General features: G+C 67.1%; 9 protein-coding genes. 5 read left to right on the top strand and 4 right to left on the bottom strand.

What is annotated here, in order from left to right; genetic code table 11:
* Positions 1-265 precede the first annotated feature (265 nt).
* Together BAU07_RS08020 and BAU07_RS08025 are read right to left on the bottom strand one after the other, a co-directional pair.
* A complete protein-coding gene (locus tag BAU07_RS08020) occupies positions 266-2,506 on the bottom strand; it encodes a xanthine dehydrogenase family protein molybdopterin-binding subunit (protein ID WP_066655763.1) in 2,241 nt (746 codons plus the stop codon).
* A 2-nt stretch (positions 2,507-2,508) separates the two neighbouring features.
* Positions 2,509-2,985 (bottom strand): (2Fe-2S)-binding protein, encoded by a 477-nt coding sequence (locus tag BAU07_RS08025; protein WP_066655765.1) that lies wholly within the window; start codon positions 2,983-2,985, stop codon positions 2,509-2,511.
* 346 nt (positions 2,986-3,331) lie between these two features.
* Here BAU07_RS08025 and BAU07_RS08030 point away from each other — a divergent pair, with 346 nt between their 5' ends.
* Entirely contained in the window at positions 3,332-8,140 is a 4,809-nt protein-coding gene (locus BAU07_RS08030) for an NEL-type E3 ubiquitin ligase domain-containing protein (RefSeq protein ID WP_157122112.1), read from the top strand.
* Between the two features lie 40 nt (positions 8,141-8,180).
* Here the strand turns inward: BAU07_RS08030 and tex are convergent, their stop codons facing one another.
* A complete protein-coding gene (tex, locus tag BAU07_RS08035) occupies positions 8,181-10,577 on the bottom strand; it encodes an RNA-binding transcriptional accessory protein Tex (RefSeq protein ID WP_066655770.1) in 2,397 nt (798 codons plus the stop codon).
* A 155-nt stretch (positions 10,578-10,732) separates the two neighbouring features.
* Between tex and BAU07_RS08040 the strand changes: the two genes are divergently transcribed.
* Complete coding sequence (locus tag BAU07_RS08040; protein WP_066655773.1) at positions 10,733-12,841, top strand: ATP-dependent DNA helicase; 2,109 nt, start codon at positions 10,733-10,735, stop codon at positions 12,839-12,841.
* A 109-nt stretch (positions 12,842-12,950) separates the two neighbouring features.
* Here BAU07_RS08040 and BAU07_RS08045 read toward each other — a convergent pair whose 3' ends face one another.
* The gene (locus BAU07_RS08045; RefSeq protein WP_066665057.1) at positions 12,951-13,739 is read right to left on the bottom strand and encodes an outer membrane protein assembly factor BamD; all 789 of its coding nucleotides are present in this window, start codon (positions 13,737-13,739) and stop codon (positions 12,951-12,953) included.
* Between the two features lie 114 nt (positions 13,740-13,853).
* On the opposite strand from BAU07_RS08045, the gene BAU07_RS08050 reads away from it, so the two are divergent.
* The 3 genes from BAU07_RS08050 (at position 13,854) to phaC (ending at position 17,360) form a co-directional block, all read left to right on the top strand.
* Positions 13,854-14,810: an RluA family pseudouridine synthase gene (locus BAU07_RS08050; RefSeq protein WP_066655784.1), complete on the top strand. Its 957-nt coding sequence runs from the start codon at positions 13,854-13,856 to the stop codon at positions 14,808-14,810.
* A gap of 22 nt (positions 14,811-14,832) precedes the next feature.
* Entirely contained in the window at positions 14,833-15,606 is a 774-nt protein-coding gene (gene pgeF / locus BAU07_RS08055; RefSeq protein ID WP_066655796.1) for a peptidoglycan editing factor PgeF, read from the top strand.
* A 113-nt stretch (positions 15,607-15,719) separates the two neighbouring features.
* Complete coding sequence (gene phaC, locus BAU07_RS08060) at positions 15,720-17,360, top strand: class I poly(R)-hydroxyalkanoic acid synthase (protein WP_066655798.1); 1,641 nt, start codon at positions 15,720-15,722, stop codon at positions 17,358-17,360.
* Positions 17,361-17,389: the final 29 nt, after the last annotated feature.

Below are 17,389 nucleotides of genomic sequence, written 5' to 3' on the forward strand. Positions count from 1 at the left end.
GCCCGAAATTCCGCACCGTATCCCGCACCGCGCATAGCGCTGGAACCTTCGGCTTCCGGCGCCGACTCACGTCCCTTCCATATTGCCCACCCGGGTGCCGGCTTCGCGCCGCCGCGCGCACCGCGCTCCCATTTCACAGCGGGTTGCAGATATGAGTACGGCAGTCTCCGGATCCGCCGCGCCGTTTGGCGTACCGTGCTCCAGCGCAAAGTGGGCGACGGTTACGAGACCGCGGTGGCGCGGATACGCGATGACCGGACAGTTTCTATGCCCGGGCGGGTGCACCGCTTGTGGCGCCCTTGATGCTGGCCAGTACCTTTTCCGGCAGGAAGGGTACCGAGCGCAGGCGCACGCCAATTGCGTCGAACACCGCATTGGAGATCGCCGCCGGTACGACCGTCGGTGCCATTTCCCCCGCGCCCCACGCTGGCATCTCCGGCCGGTCGATCAGGTTCACGACGATCCTGGGCACTTGCGTAAAGCGCAGGATGGGATAGCTGCTCCAATCGAGGCTGGTGACCTTCTGGCGATCGAAATGAACCTGCTCCATCAGGGTCCGGCTGATGGTCTGGACGATGCCGCCTTCGATCTGGTTGCGCGCCCCGTCGGGGTTCACCACCTGGCCGCAATCGTGGCTGCACCAGACGTCGGTCACCCGGATGCCCCCGTTGCGCTTGTCGACCTCCACCTGGGCAACCAGCGCGACGTAGGTGCGGTCGTTGTCGTAGCGGACGAAGGCCACGCCCCGGCCCCGCAGTACGTCGCCGGACTGCACCGCCGGTGACGGCCGCTGCTGCCACTCCGAGAGCCGCGCCACGTCTTCCAGCACGGCGAGCGAGCGCGGGTCCTTGAGGTACTTCATGCGCAGTTGCAAGGGATCCGCGCGTCCGGCTGCCGCGACTTCGTCGAAGAACGACTCGTTGGCAAAGGTGTTCTGCATGCGGCCCGGTGTGCGCAGGTGCGAGGTGCGGAAAGCCGTATCTTTCATCCGGCGGACTTCCGTCTTCACGTTCGGAAAAGCGTACAGCACGTCGGAATTCTTGGAGATGTTGCCGGTGTAGTACCCCGTGCGCTTGACGCCCGAGAGCACCGCCGCCAGCAGGGGAAATTCGTCCAGCGTGCCGTGGGTCTGGGCAATGAAGAATTCGGTCTTCCACGCCACCGGCATGCCGGAAGCGTCCAGCCCTGCCTGCATGTCGACCGTCATCGGGGGACTTTTGGGATCCCATCCGTGTTCGTCCGCCCGCATCCACTGGACGCGCACCGGCGCCTTGGCCAACTGGGAGACGAGCGCGGCATCCGCGGAACAATCCTCGTGGCCATTGCGGCCATAGCAGCCGGAGCCGTCCAGATAAATCAGGCGCACCACGGATTTCTCCACGCCGAGGACCCCCGCGATTTCGCTTTGCAGGGAATGGGTGGCCTGCGAAGGGGACCAGATGGTGCAATGGCCATCGCGGAAGTCGGCCACCGCGCACGAAGGCCCGATGGAGCCGTGCGTATGCACGGGGAAGTCGTACGTGGCCTGGATGCGCGTGGCCGCCCCGGCCAGGGCGCCATCGGCATCGCCCGCCTGCACGACCGGGTCGTCCTTGCCGCGCGGCAACCCACGCCAGTATTGGAACAGCGTTGCCTGATCGGGGAATTGGTCACGCTCCTGCCAGCGGGTTTTCAGCGTCCTGGCCGCCTTGATCGCCGACCATTCCGTTTTGCCCACGACCGCGACGAAGTTGTCCTTGCGAACGACGGATACGAAGCCGTCTATGCCGCGCACGGAGGTTTCGTCCACCTCCTGCAGCGTGGCGCCAATCGACGGCGGACGCACCACGCGCGCGTGCAGCATGCCGGGAAGCGTAAAGTCCTGCATGTACGTGAACTGTCCCGTCACCTTGCCGGGAATATCGACCCGAGCAATGGACTTGCCGATCAGGGTGTAATCCCGCGGATCCTTCAGCTTGACCTTGGGGTCCAGCTTCAGGTCCAGCGGCTGCCTGGCGACCAGGGCCGCGTAGGTCACCGTGGGGCCGCCGGGTCCCGCCGAAACCACGCCCCGCGCCACGGACAGGCGCGCCGGGTCGGCCGACAATTCTCGCGCCGCCGCGGCCAGCAGAGCCTGGCGCGCACAGGCGGCGGCCTGGCGCAGCTTGGCGCCGCCATTGGAAATCGTGAGGCTGCCGGCGGTCTGCCCTTGGTCCAGGGTCAGCTGCGTGTCCCCCATGACCATGTCGATGGCGCCGAAGTCGACGTCCAGTTCCTCGGCGACCAGTTGTGCCAGCGCGGTACGCGTGCCCGTGCCGAGGTCGACCTTGCCACTGTAGACCGTGACGCGGCCGCGCGCGTCCACCACCAGCCATGCGTCGACTTCGTCGCTGCGCATGTCCTTCGCGGATGGCGCGGCGGCGCCCGGCACGCCTTGCGCCGCTTGCCCCAGCGCGACGGACGACAGCGCGGGCAGTGTAAAGGCAACCACCAGGCCACCGGCCTTCAGGAAATCACGACGCTGCATGGTCAGGCTCCTTTGGCCGCGAGGTTGGACGCGGCGCGCTGCACCGCCTTGACGATGCGGGTGTGGGTGCCGCAGCGGCACAGGTTGGCGTCGAGCGCCGTGCGGATCTGGTCTTCGCTGGGCTCCGGGGTCTCTGCCAGGAAGGCGGTTGCCTGCATGATCATCCCGTTGATGCAATAGCCGCACTGCACCGCCTGTTCCCTGATGAAGGCATCCTGCACGGGATGGGGGTGGTCTATCGTGCCCAGCCCTTCGAGCGTGACGATGCGTGCCGTCGCCACGGACGCGACCGGCACGACGCAGGAGCGCACCGCCTTGCCGTCCATGTGCACCGTACAGGCGCCGCACTGGCCCAGTCCACAGCCGAACTTCGGGCCGTGCAGACCGAGGTTGTCGCGCAGGACGTACAACAGCGGCGCGTCGCTGTCCGCCTCCACGTTGACGTCCTTGCCGTTCACATTCAAATGATATGTCGCCATGTCTCTTCCTTTATTGCTGTCGTTGCGCCGGCGTGGCCGATGCGCCGGCGCGGCGCCCTCCGTGCCGCATGCGCCTATGGGGATGCCGTTCGTCCGGGAGGCCCCGGCTGACCTTACTCTGAAGCACCGCCGCCCGCAATATTCCGTATGCATTGTTGAATAGCGGTAATCCGGCCCGTGAGCCCGCCCTTCGGCGTTGCCCCGGCGTGGGCCACCGTCCCCGTGAAGCATGGCGGCTTGCCAGCTTCCATTCAGTATCGCGGCAGGCGGAACTACTTTTTTCGTACACGGACTTACGTGCCTTCATACGGCGCATTGCGCCGCTTTCCTACACCGAGGTTCAAAATTGAGTACGACAGTCGCGAGCGCCGGCGGCCATGCCTTCACGCCGATGCTCGAACAGGGGGACCGGCCGGCGGACGGCGAGGCGGCCCCCGACGCGGAGAACATCGTCAATTCCGCGGCTAGGCAGTTCACCGATGTGCGACCGGCGTCCGCCCCGCAAAGCCTGGCCGCCGCGTCCGGCGCCTTGACGCTATCGGAGGCCCTGCAACTGCTGGTGCTGTTGCCGCGCTCCGCACAGGACGTCCCGCTCCCACGCCCCAAGGCCATGCCGGAGGACATCGCGCGCGATATGCGGCGCCGAATGATATTCAGGGTGGGGGAGCAGGCCGCGCTCGAGCTGGGCCTGGACCTGGAGGGACACGACGCCGATGCCGTGATGGCCCTGGGCCGGCAGACCATCATCGACCACGCCCTGTCGGGCGATCCATATGGTGTGCTGGTCAGCATGGCGAGGCTGGAGGGCAAGCTGGACGAAGCGGCGTGGGCCGCGGGCGACGAGGGCAAGATCGCCGAGGAGGCGGCCGCCTTCGCGCGATCGGTGTTCGAGGCCGAGATCGAGTTGTACGAGGCCCTCGGCGAGCTTGCGGCCGCGCCGCCGCTGCCCGTCCGTAGCGAACTCGCCCACGAAATACTGCGCCAGCATGGCATCGATCCCGATGCGAAGCTCGCCGGAAGCGATGGAAAGTACGCCTATCCCGGCGTGGCCATGTTCACGCCCGCGCTGGTGCTCGACTGGAAAGCCGGCGAGCACTATTTCAATCGGGATCGTCTGACGGCGGACGATCTGCGCAAAATGAAGCTGCTGGACGGCGGTACGCCATCCGAGGCGCATATCGCTGGAATACTGGCGCAACTGCCGGATTCACTCGACCAGGAGTTCGGCAGGCGCTTCGATGCGCACAAGCAGGCGATGTCCGCATCGCTCGCCCGCTGGCTTGCCGCACGCCTGTCCATGCATGCCGGCGATGCGGGGATAGACCTGGCGAACGCCAGGGTGACCATTTCTCGCGCGCGGATGCGCTTCTATAAGCACCGGATAGGCGCCGCCGTGGGCGGCGTGATGCGGGCCCGCGTGCCGTACAGGGACCTGCCGGCGCATGGGTTCGTCGTCACCATCGGTGCGGCGGACACGGAGCGCCGCTGCTTCGTCTCGAGCCGGACAGGCGCCGTTCATGCCCTGTCCACGGACGGGGCGATCGAGGAGGTGCTGAAGCGCGACCGCGATGCGGTATTCGAAGATGCGGAAACACGCGCCCGACTGAGGACGGGCGGCGAACCGTGGACGTCCCGTGTCGTCATGGAGGAGATGGGCAGCGGCCAGTACGGCGCCCTCCGGGACTGGCTGCCGGTCGCGCTTGAAGCCGAGATCGAGGCGGGGCGTGAAGCGGCACGCGGTCTGACCCCGCGCGAGGGAATGATCGATACCCTGTTGAACCTCATCCCGTTTCGCGCGATGGTGGTCGCCCTGCAGCGGGGGGATATCGGCATGGCGGTCTTCGCGGGCGGCCTGGATGTATTGTCCTTGCTGCCCCTGGTCGGGGCGGGATTCCGCTTCAGCACCGCGGTGGCCAGGGCAGGCGCGCCCCTGGCTGCCTTCGGCGGCAGGCTCGGCGGGATCGCAGCCAGGCAAGCGCTGAACGGCCTGCGGGCATTGCCCGGCCGCGTACCGGCGTTGCGCGACGGTATCCGGGCGAGCCTGGGCGGCACGGTTGCTCGAGCTTGGGGCCGTGCGCGGCCCGTCGATATCCAGCGGATCGCCACGGCGGTGCGCGCCACGTCGCCCGGACTTGCCGATATGCTGGACCGTATCGTCGCGACCGCATCGCGCGCGACCGTCGCGGACGGTGTGTGGCGCGTGCCTGGAGCCGGTGCGGCGGCGTCGCGGACAGGGACGGCCATCGGGCCTATCCGCATGACAAAGGCGCGCAACCTGGAAGGCGGTGAGCTTGCCCTGCTTCCTTACGGCAACGGCGCGGCGACCTTCACCAGGGTCGATACGGTTACCGGGAACAGGCTGGGCGCGCTGCTGGCCGCCGACAGCGCGGGCTGGCTATATCGCAGCATGCCGGTGGAGACCCTGGAACGCTTCCGCGTCCGTTCTCCGGATATCCTGCAGGCGATGGCGGGGCGGCGGCCTGGCCCGGATGGGACTATCGCGCTGGACGCCGCGCATTATGTCCATCTAGGTGGCGAGTACATCCAACTGGAAAAGGACCGTGCGGCATCGACCACGGGCAGGCCGATCTGGCGGGTCGTTGCGCAGGAAGGATCCCAACCGGACCTTATCCCGCAGCGGCTGCGCTACGACGCGGACAAGAAGTTGTGGCTACAGGCCGAAGCGCCTGCCCTCTCGGGTCAATCGCGGTTTTCGCTGTTCAATCGCACGAAGCCGGCCGGGGCAGCCGCCGGGGAAGGGGGCGTGACGCCCAGCGTCGCGCAAATGGCGCGGTTCCGCAATGCGCTGGTGGGCGCGATACGCAACGCCGCCCCCGGCAAGGTCGAGATATTGCAGGCCTTGCTGGACCGCCTGGCCACCCATCGGCGCGGCGGCGCGATCCTGCGCGCCTTGGCTGCCCACCATGAACTGCTTGGCCAAGTTCCACAGATAGAGCTGCGGGATGCGAGCAATGCGGCGCAGGCCAGGCCGTCGCTGGGCCGGCCTGTGCGCGGCACGACATGGCATCTGGACCTTGAGGCGCTGCGCTTCGGCACGACGGACGACGCAGCCACGGAGCTGGCGGCGGTCTACAACAATATGACGGGGCTGCTGCAGAATGAAGAGCCCTTCGAGACCCTGCTCGCCGCGGGCGAGCCGGCCCTCGATGCCAGCCTGGAGCAGGCGTGGTCCGCCTGGACCTCCCGCCAACCGGACGCCGGAACGCAGGCGCAAGGCCAGGCGGCGCGATACACGCCAGTCGTGACCCTGCGTGATCTGGCGGTGAGTTATCTGCGGACGCAGTTACGGGAAATGCGTTGCTATGGCGGCTTGGACAAATGGACGCTCAAGAGTCTGCTATGGAACGAAGCGGGCAGTTGGCATAGTCGGATCAATCTGTCGCGGCGGGGCCTGGACAGCGTTCCGCCGCTGCCGGCCGACATCACGTCGCTGGCGCTCTCGCATAACCCGATTACCGACTGGCGCAATCTTCCGCCCGGCTTGAAGGTCCTTCATGCCGAGGGTACGGAAATGACGGCGCTCCCGGCGAATCTGCCGAAAGGGCTGATAGAGCTGAATGTCGCGAACAATTCCCTGGGCCGCGCGGCGCTGGTGTTTCCGTCGGGTCTGCAGAGGCTGGAGATCGGGCGTAACGGCTTGACCGCCTTGCCCGCGCTTCCCCGCGCCTTGGAGCACTTGTTGATCTACCGGAACAATGTGCGGGTGTTGCCTGAGAATCTTCCTCCAAAGCTGCGGGAGATCGACGCATCCAACAACGAACTGACCCACATACCCGTACGGCTGCCTGCGAGCCTGCAGTTCCTGCGCCTCGCGCAGAATCGCCTCTCCCGATTGCCCGGCACCCTGCCGGCCGGGCTGGTGGAACTGGACGTGTCCGCGAACCAGCTCGCGTCCTTGCCCGTGCTGCCGGAAAGCCTGCAAGAGCTGCTGGTCGGCCTGAATATGCTGGAGGAACTTCCTGCCCGTCTGCCGCGCCGCCTGGAGACCCTCGAGGCGCCCCGCAATCGTCTGCGCCGCCTGCCCGATGACCTTCCCCGGGGTCTCACGTTACTGGACGCGCAGAGGAACCTCATCACCACGCTGCCGCGCAACATCATGACGCTGCGCATGTGCGTAATCCATCTCAACGGCAATCCCATTCCGGCCGAGAACATCGCGCCCGCAACGCAGCCCGGCATCGGACCCTACATCTATATCGCAGGGTCGGATGCCGATCCCGAACCCGGATCCTCCGGCCTGGCCCATGCGGCGCGCTATTGGCTGCGTGGACGGCCGGAAGCGGAGATGGGACGCTGGGACGCCATCGAACACGAACTCGCCGGATCGGGCAAAGGCGCGGCGTTGACTGCTTTCCTGGGCCGCCTGGCCCATACGCTGAGCTACAAGGACATGGCCTTCCGCACCCAGGTGGCGGATTGGCTGGTGGAATTGTCCAAGCCGGAGCGCAAGGCCCTGCTCGCCGATACGCTGACCATATGCCGGGGCGCGACGGAGTCTTGCGAGGACCGCGTCGTTTTGACGTGGAACGCGCTGCAGACGCTGTGCCGCAATGACGATATCCGGCAAGGGCTGTACGACGACCGCATCGATGAGGCCTTGGATCTGGCCCGGCAAATGTTCCGCCTGAATGTGCTGACCGAGATCGCGCGGCAAAAGGAGGCCACGCTGGCCTATGCGGACCAGGTCGAGGTGTACCTGGCTTACGTGGTGCGTCTGCGCAATGAGTTGGGACTGACCACGGTGGCGCCCGCCATGCGCTTCTACGAGATATCGGGCGTCAAGCCCCACGATGTGGTGCAGGCACGTCAAACCGTACTGGCCCGGGAACGCGAGGAATTCGACCAATTCCTGGTCCTGGACTACGAGCCTTGGCAGACATTGCTCAAACGCAAGGACCCCGAGCGATATGCAGCGGCCCACGAGAAGATGCATCAACTGCTGGACTCGGAGTTCGAACGACGCATGCAGGAGGAGTTGGCCAAGCTCGCCCTGGATGCGACGGCCGTCCGGGTGCTGGAGGATGCCCGTAAAGACCTGGGGCCGGTCATCCAGCGCGAGATCCAGTACAGCGTACTGGCTCCGCTGAGCCGCGCCTTGCTGGAGCCGCCGCCCGCGGCGGGCGCGCCGGCGTAAGGGCCAGCCCGCGACGGGCGCGCGCGGCGGTGCCGCTGTGTCAGCGCTTGAGCTTGGCGAGGACCTGCGCCATGGCGTCGGCCATCGCGCCACCGGGGGCAGGGCTGCGGTTGTCCTGGCCGGGCCGCCGGCCGCGATCGCCGCCGCGCGGCGCGTTGCCGCCACGCGCGTCCGGGCCGCCACCGGCGCGCCGTGCGGGCGTGGCGGTGTCGTTCAGGCGCATGGTCAGGGCGACACGCTTGCGCGCCACATCGACCTCCAGCACTTTGACTTGCACCGTCTGGCCCACGCGGACGACGTCGCGCGGGTCCTTGACGAATTTCTCCGACAACGCCGAGATATGCACCAGGCCATCCTGGTGCACGCCGATGTCGACGAAGGCGCCGAAGTTCGCGACGTTCGTCACCACGCCTTCCAGGATCATGCCCTCGTGCAGATCGTTCAGCGTTTCCACGCCTTCCTTGAACTGCGCCGTCTTGAATTCCGGGCGCGGATCGCGGCCGGGCTTCTCGAGTTCGGAAAATATGTCGCGCACGGTCGGCAGGCCGAAGCGATCGTCGGTGAATTCGGCCGGCGAGACGCCTTTCAGGGCTTCGCGCTGCCCCATGACCTGACGGACATCGGCCTGGATCCGGGCCAGGATGCGTTCCACGACCGGATAGGCTTCCGGGTGGACCGACGACGCGTCCAGCGGATTGTCGCCATTGCGGATGCGCAGGAAGCCGGCCGCCTGCTCGAAGGCCTTGTCGCCGAAGCGGGATACCTTGCGCAGGGCTTCGCGCGAAGCGAAGGCACCGTTCTCGTCGCGCCAGGCCACGATATTCTTGGCCAGCAAGGTGTTGAGTCCGGACACCCGCGCCAGCAGCGGGGCGGACGCGGTGTTGACGTCGACGCCGACGGCGTTCACGCAATCCTCGATGACGGCATCGAGCGAGCGCGCCAGTTCGCGCTGGTTGACGTCGTGCTGGTATTGGCCGACGCCGATGGCCTTGGGTTCGATCTTGACCAGTTCAGCCAGCGGGTCCTGCAGGCGTCGCGCGATGGAAACCGCGCCGCGCAGGCTGACATCCAGCTCCGGGAATTCCAGAGCCGCCAGTTCGGAAGCGGAATAGACCGACGCCCCCGCTTCCGATACGACGACCCGCGTCAGCCCCAGGTCGGGATAACGCGTCATCAGTTCGCCGACCAGTTTCTCCGTTTCGCGCGATGCCGTGCCGTTGCCGATCGCCACCAGTTCGATCTTGTGCTTCGCGGCGATCGCGGCCAGCGCCGCGATGGCGCCTTCGCGGTCGCGCCGTGGTTCGAAGGGATACACGGTGGCGGTCTGCACCACTTTGCCGGTCTGGTCGATGGCGGCTACCTTGACGCCGGTACGGATGCCCGGGTCCAGGCCCAGCACCGCGCGCGGTCCCGCCGGCGCCGCGAGCAGCAGGTCCTTGAGGTTGGCCGAGAACACGCGGATGGCTTCCATTTCGGCGCTTTCGCGCAGGCGGGCGACCAGTTCGCTTTCGAACGCGGACAGCAACTTGACGCGCCAGGTCCAGCGGCAGACCTCGGCCAACCAGCGCGCGCGCGGGCCCGCATCGATATCGAACAGCCCCGGGCCCAGCTTCAGCAGGTTGGCGATGCGCGCCACGCAGGGATGGGGCGTTTGCGCTTCGAGTTCGGCTTCGAGGCCCAGGCGCAGCTCCAGCACTCCTTGCTGGCGGCCGCGCAAGAGTGCCAGGACGCGGTGCGAAGGCAGGGTACGCAGAGGTTCGTTGAAATCGAACCAGTCGCGGAAGTTCGCGCCTTCCGTTTCCTTGCCTTCGGCCACCTTGGAATAGAGCAGCCCGGTGGACCAGAGGTATTCGCGCATGTCGGCCAGCACGTCGGCGTTCTCGGCGTAACGCTCGGCGAGGATGTCGCGCGCGCCGTCCAGCGCAGCCTTGGTGTCGTTGATGGACGCTTCGGCGTTCAGGTATTGCCCGGCGAGCACGGCCGGGTCGCAGCCGGTTTCGGCCAGGATCGCGTCGGCCAGCGGCTCCAGGCCGGCCTCGCGGGCGATCTGCGCGCGCGTGCGGCGCTTGGGCTTGTACGGCGTATAGAGGTCTTCCAGGCGCTGCTTGGTGTCGGCCGCGGCGATTTCCTTCTGCAGCTCGGGCGTCAGCTTGCCCTGTTGCGCAATGGAATCGAGGATGGCGCAGCGCCGTTCCTCCAGTTCGCGCAAATAGCCCAGCCGCACTTCCAGGTTGCGCAGGACGGTATCGTCCAGCCCGCCGGTGGCCTCCTTGCGATAGCGCGCGATGAAGGGTACGGTGGCTCCGTCGTCCAGCAGTTCGACCGCGGATGCGATCTGGGATGGCCGCGCGCCGAGTTCGGTGGCAAGTTGGGCGACGATACGGGCGTGATCGACGGCCGGTGCGGCGGTGGACGTGGTTGCGGAAGTCTCTGGCATCTCGATAGGGCGACGAAGAAAAAGAAAAACAAGCGCCGGATTTTGCCACAAGGGGCGGATGCGAAAAAACGGCACCCGGACGAAGTTGTCCCTGTTTACCGGCCGGGGCCGCTGCAACCGGTATGATTCAAGGCTGTCCCGCTACCCCGTTTCCCATGTTGCACCTGGAGCTCGCCGAGTATTTCGCCGAAGACGGTCCGCTTGCAAAAGCGTCGCCCGGCTATCGCCTGCGCCAGGCCCAGGTAGAGCTGGCGCAGGCCATTGAAAAGACCATCGCCACCCGCTCGACGCTGGTGGCGGAGGCGGGCACCGGGATCGGCAAGACCTGGGCCTATCTGGTCCCCGCGTTCCTGGGCGGTGGCAAGGTCCTGATCTCCACGGGCACCCGCACGCTGCAGGACCAGCTGTTCAACCGGGATCTGCCGCGCGTGCGCGCGGCGCTGGCGGTGCCGGTGTCCGTGGCGCTGCTCAAGGGGCGCGGCAACTATCTTTGCCACTATCACCTCGATCGCCTGTCGGGGGACGACCGTGCGCTGAAGTCGCGTGCGGAAATCAGCCAGTTGCGACATATCCAGAAATTCGCCCTGCACAGCAAGACGGGCGACCGCGCCGATCTCGCCCAGGTTCCGGAGGACGCGGATATCTGGCAACGCGCCACCTCCACGCGCGAGAACTGCCTGGGGCAGGAGTGCCCGCGCATACGCGACTGTTTCGTGGTGAAGGCGCGCCGGCAGGCGCAGGAAGCGGATGTGGTGGTGGTCAACCACGCGCTTTTCATGGCTGACCTGGTGCTACGCGAAGAGGGGGTGACGGACCTGCTTCCGGAAGCCGACACGGTGATCTTCGACGAAGCGCACCAGTTGCCGGACACGGCGACCCGGTTCCTGGGCACCAGCCTGTCGACGCACCAGTTGCTGGATTTCGGTCGGGCGGCAGAGGCAGCGGGACTCGCCTACGCGCGCGAGGCAACCAACTGGGGCGAAACGGCCCGCAAGCTCGAGCATGCCGCGCGCGAGCTGCGGCTGGCGTGTGCGGCCATCGAGAAGATGCCGGGCCGCAAGGCGACCTTCGAAGCCATTCCGGACAGCGATACGGTGCATGCCGCGCTGGCGGCGCTGAACGAGGCGGTGCAGATGGTGACCCGCTGCCTGACGCAGGTTGCGGAAAAACATCCCGACCTGGCGGCCACAGCGCGACAGGGCGCCGATATCCTGCTGCGGCTCAAGCGTTGGGTGGCCGCGCCGGAGACCTCGGGCAGCGTGACGTCCACCGCCTCGGAGGCGCAATCGGACGAAACAGTCATCGCGGCGTGGGTCGCGGGCGCTGCCGAAGGACAGGACCGGCCCGCCGCTCCGCCGCCCTTGCTGCAGGCCACGGGTCCTGCCGTGCGCTGGATCGAGCATGGCGTGCATCACGTCCGGCTGCATTCCGCACCCTTGTCGGTGGCCCAGGCGTTCTCGAAATACCGCAAGCCGGGGCAAGCCTGGGTGCTGACCTCGGCCACGCTGTCGGTGCATGGCGATTTCGGTCATTTCACGCGGCAGCTGGGCCTGGCCGAAGCCGAAACGGGCCATTGGGAGTCTCCGTTCGATTACGGCAGCCAGGGGCTGCTGTTCGTGCCCAAGGGCCTGCCGGAGCCGCAGGCGCCGCAATTCGCGCAGCGCTTCGTCGATACCTTGATGGCGCTGCTGCACGCCAGTCCAGGCGGCGCGCTGGTGCTGTGCACGACGCTGCGGGCGGTGGACCGCTTCGCGGAATTGCTGGCCGATGCCTTCGATGACGCCGGCGTCGACTGGCCGCTGCTGCGGCAGGGCGAGGGCACGCGGCGCGATCTGCTGGAACGCTTCCGCACCTTGACGCATCCGGTGCTGGTCGGCAGCGCCAGCTTCTGGGAAGGCATCGACCTGCCCGGCAATGCCTTGACCTTGGTGGCCATCGACAAATTGCCTTTCGCGCCCCCCGACGACCCGGTCATCGAGGCCCGCCTGCGGGAGTGCCGGGCGCGCGGAGGCAATCCTTTCGCGGAATACCAGTTGCCCGAAGCTGCCATCGCCCTGAAACAGGGCGCGGGACGGCTCATCCGCACGATGGCGGACTGGGGGGTACTGATGGTGGGCGATGTGCGCCTGGTGGAAAAAGGCTACGGCAAGCGCCTTTGGCGTGGCCTGCCGCCCTTTGCGAGGACCCGCGAGCTGGACGAGGCCGTGGCCTTCCTGGCACGCAAGACCGACGAAGCGGCCCAGTCCCTGCCCACGCCTGTCTGATCGCGCAAGGCAGGCGCGGCGGGCAGGGCTTCAAAAGAGAAACGCCTCCCGCAGGAGGCGTCAGCAGGAAGCGACCTCCCTCAGGAGGCGTCCAGCCCGGCGTCACGGCCTACAGCCAGCCCCAGGGATCCCACCAGTTCTTGTCCTGCGCGAAGCCCTGCGACGGATACTTGCTCTGCGGGAAGTTGGTGTCCAGCACCCGCTTGGCATCCTTCTCTAGCTGCGGCATGTTCAGCTTCTCGTAGGATTTGTACAGGATGTACAGGGCTTCTTCGGAGGCCTCGGCGCTCTGGAAATCCGTGATGACGGTCTGGGCGCGGTTGGCCGCGGCCACGTAGGCGCCGCGCTCGTAGTAGTAGCGTGCGACGTGGACTTCGTTCATGGCGATCGCATTCACCAGCCAGGCCACGCGCAGCTTGGCGTCCGCGGTGTACTTGCTGTCCGGAAAACGCTTGATGAGTTCGTTGAAGGCGTCATAGGAGGCACGCAGCCCTTTGGGATCGCGCTCGCTGGGATCCTGGCCGGTGAGGTTGGTCATGAACGCGCTGGCCGGGGTGAAGTTGATCAGCCCCTTGAGGTACAGCATGTAGTCCGTGCCGGGATGGTTGGGGTACAGCTGCTGGAAACGGTCGATGGCGGCAAGCGCCTGCTCGTTCTCGCCGTCCTTCCAGTTCACATAGGCCAGGTTCATCAGGGCCTGCTGGGCGTAGATGCCGAAGGGGTAGCGGCTTTCGACCGCGGTCAGGCGGTCGCGGGCATCTTTCCAGTTGCCGGCGTCCATCTCCATCTTGGCATCGGCGTAGAGCTGTTCGGCGCTCCAGCCCGCGGTCTTGTCGTACTTGGCGCCGCTGGTGCCGCAGGCGGCGACCGCCAATGTCAGGGCCAGCGCAAGGCACAGGCGTGCGACCGACCCGAAAGGGGACGCGAAAAACGAAGGGACGGGGACGCGGTGAGTCACGAGGGAAATTTCCTTGGTGTTAGCATGGCTGCGTCGATTATATGATTTGTCTCCATGTCCGATATAGCCGCGAGCGCGGATCTTCCTTCCGATGACGAACCGCAGGTCCTGCGCGTGCCGGAAACCGTCCGGGCCGATCGGTTGGATAAGGTGCTTTCCGGCTTGCTGGCCAGCCATTCGCGCAGCCGCCTGCAGGGCTGGATCGAAGCCGGTTACGTGCAGGTGAACGGGGCGGCAGCCAAGGTGCGGCAGCCCGTCGGCCCCGGGGACCTGATCACGGTATGGGAGCAGCCCGCCCCGGATGCCCTGGCGTTTGCCCCCGAGCCGATCGATTTCGGCGTGGTCGACGACAATCCGCAGTGGATCGTCGTCGACAAGCCCGCAGGCCTGGTGACGCATCCCGGCGCGGGCAATTGGCAAGGCACGCTGCTCAATGGCCTGTTGTTCCGCTATCCCGAGCTGCGCGGCGTCGCCCGCGCCGGCATCGTGCACCGGCTGGACAAGGACACGTCCGGCCTGATGGTGGTGGCCCGTACGGAAGAAGCGCAGACGCATCTGGTGCGGCAACTCCAGGCCCGGACCATGGGGCGGGAATACGTCGCGCTGGTGCACGGCCGGGTAGCGGCTCCGGGCACCGTGGACCGCCCCGTGGGGCGTGACGCGCGCGTGCCGGTGCGCATGAGCGTGGAGCGCCCGGTCGCACCCAAGCACGCCGTGACCCACTACACCCCTGAAGCCGCCGGCCTGGCGGACGGCGCACGGGTGTCGCGCGTCATGTGCCGCCTGGAGACGGGGCGGACCCACCAGATTCGCGTCCACCTTGCGAGCCTGGGCCATCCCCTGCTCGGTGATACGCTCTACGGCGGCAAGCCACTGGCCGGCGCCACGCGCCAGATGCTGCACGCGCGGGCGCTGCGTTTCGACGACCCGGGGGGCAGCGGTCCGCTGGCCTTCGAGGCGCCCCCGCCTGACGACATGGTGGCGGTCGGCCAGGCGATCGCATGGGAGTGATGTGTTGACCCAGGATGTTGCGATGTTCGTGTCTTTGGATACCCCCGACGGCTCCTTGCCGGTCGTGACCGGGCCGCGATGGCCCGGCGTGCGCTACTTCTGCACCACGCGGGCCGGCGGTGTCGGCGTCGCGCCGCACGATACCCTGAACCTCGGCCTGCGCGCCGGAGACCAGCCGGACGCGGTCGCCGAGAACCGCCGTCGCCTGCAGGCGGCGCTGCCCCGCCCGCCGCTATGGTTGCGGCAGGTGCACGGCGACCGCGTCGTGGATGCCGACGGGCCCCTGGAAGACGAACCGGCCGCCGACGCCGCGGTAACGATGACGCCAGGGCGGCCCCTGGCCATCATGGCCGCCGATTGCCTGCCGGTGCTCATCGTCGACGCAGACGGCCGCGCGTTGGGGGCCGCGCATGCCGGATGGCGCGGCCTGGCGGCAGGGGTGCTGGAAAATACCGTGGCGGCGCTGCGCCGCAAATGCGCGGACGGCGCCGCCTGGCACGCCTGGATCGGCCCCGGGATCGGCCCCGCGATGTTCGAGGTGGGCCAGGACGTCCTGGATGCCTTCGCTGGCGACGGACCGCAGGCGCAAGCGCTGTTTCATGCACGCCCGGGGCAAGCGGGCAAGTGGCTGGCCGACTTGCCGGGCCTCGCGGCTTTGCGCCTGCGGCGCGCCGGCGTGGCTGTCGTCCACCGGAGCGGCCTGTGCACCGTATCGGACCCGGGGCGATTCTTCTCGTACCGTCGCGATGGACAAACCGGACGCATGGCGCTGCTGGCATGGTTGCACGCCGCATGATGGCCTGCACGCGGCGGTGCGCCGCGCGGCCCGCGCCCCCTGATTACCCGCATTGACACCGTCATGCCCGCAATGCACCATCTTTTCCAAAGAAGCCATAACAAGGTGTCGAGGTGACTGCCCATCCATCCGCAGCATGGCCCGTTCCGGTGGGTGTCGCGCCGGATGTGCTGGCACAGATCCAGGCCGAATTCTCGCGCGACTGGCTGCAGTTGGCCGAGGATGCGCGCGAGGGACGCCTGGGACCGCCGGCGGACAAGCGCTTCGCCGGCGAAGCCTGGGGCCGCAGCACGCCGCACCTGGTGCTGGCGCATGCCTATCTGCTTTCGGCGCGCGCCATGTTGCGCATGGTCGATGCGGCGGACGTCAGCGATGCACTGCGGTCGCGCCTGCGCTTTTCCATTACGCAGTGGGTTGACGCGCTCGCGCCATCGAACTTCCTGGCGCTGAACCCGGAGGCCCAGGCGGCCATCGCGGACTCGGCCGGCAAGACCCTGGCCGACGGACTGGCCAACCTGATGAACGATCTGCGCAAGGGGCGTATCACACAGACCGACGAAAGCCAGTTCGAGATCGGCGTGAACGTGGCGGTCACGCCGGGACAGGTGGTTTTCGAGAATCCGCTATTCCAGTTGATCCAGTACACGCCAACGACGCCGACGGTCCATGCACGTCCCCTGGTCATCGTGCCGCCGAACATCAACAAGTTCTATATCCTGGACTTGCAGCCGGCCAACTCCTTCGTGCGTCACGCGGTGGATGCCGGCCATACGGTGTTCATGATGTCCTGGCGCAACCCGGTGCCTGCCGACGACGACGGCGTGGACCGCGCCGGTTGGCCGGATTACCTTGACGACGCGATACTGCCGGCCTTGCGCGTCGCGGGCGAGATCACCGGACAACCGCAGGTCAACGCGCTGGGGTTCTGCGTGGGCGGTACGCTGCTCGCATCGGCCCTTGCCCTGGCCGATGCACGCGGCGAAAAACCGGTGGCGGCGCTGACCTTGCTGACGGCCTTGCTGGACTTCCGCGATACAGGGGTGCTGCAGGTCTTTGTCGACGAAACGCATGCGCTGCTGCGCGAACGGCAATTGGGCGCCGGCGGCCTGATGTCCGGGCGGGAGCTGGCCACGACCTTTTCCTTCCTGCGTCCCAACGAGCTGGTGTGGAACTATGTCGTTGAGAATTATCTGAAAGGGCGCACGCCGCCGGCCTTCGATCTGTTGTTCTGGAATGCGGACAGCACCAATCTTCCCGGGCCGTTTTTCGCCTGGTATTTCCGCAATACGTACCTGGAAAACAATCTGAAGGTGCCGGGACGCTGCCAGGTGGGCGGCGTGCCGCTGGACCTGACGCGGCTGGACATGCCGGCCTACGTGTTCGGCTCGCGCGACGACCATATCGTGCCGTGGACGTCGGCCTATGCGTCCACGCAGCTTTTGCGCGGTCCCCGGCGTTTCGTGCTGGGCGCGTCGGGCCATATCGCGGGGGTCATCAACCCGCCGGCGAAGAAGCGGCGCAGTTATTGGACCATAGGCGGTCCGGACGACGATCCTCCGGCGCGCCTGCCTGGCGACCCGACCGCCTGGATGGAACTGGCGCAGGACCACCCCGGCAGTTGGTGGCCGGACTGGACGGCATGGCTGGCGCGCCATGCGGGCAAACGGGTAAAGGCTCCCAAGCAAGGCGGCAACGCGCAATACGCGCCGATCGAGCCGGCGCCGGGACGTTATGTGAAGGTCAGGTCGATCTGACCGGCAAAAAGGGCGTTGCCCGCGCGATT

The sequence above is a fragment of the Bordetella flabilis genome (assembly GCF_001676725.1).
GTDB lineage: Bacteria > Pseudomonadota > Gammaproteobacteria > Burkholderiales > Burkholderiaceae_B > Bordetella_C > Bordetella_C flabilis.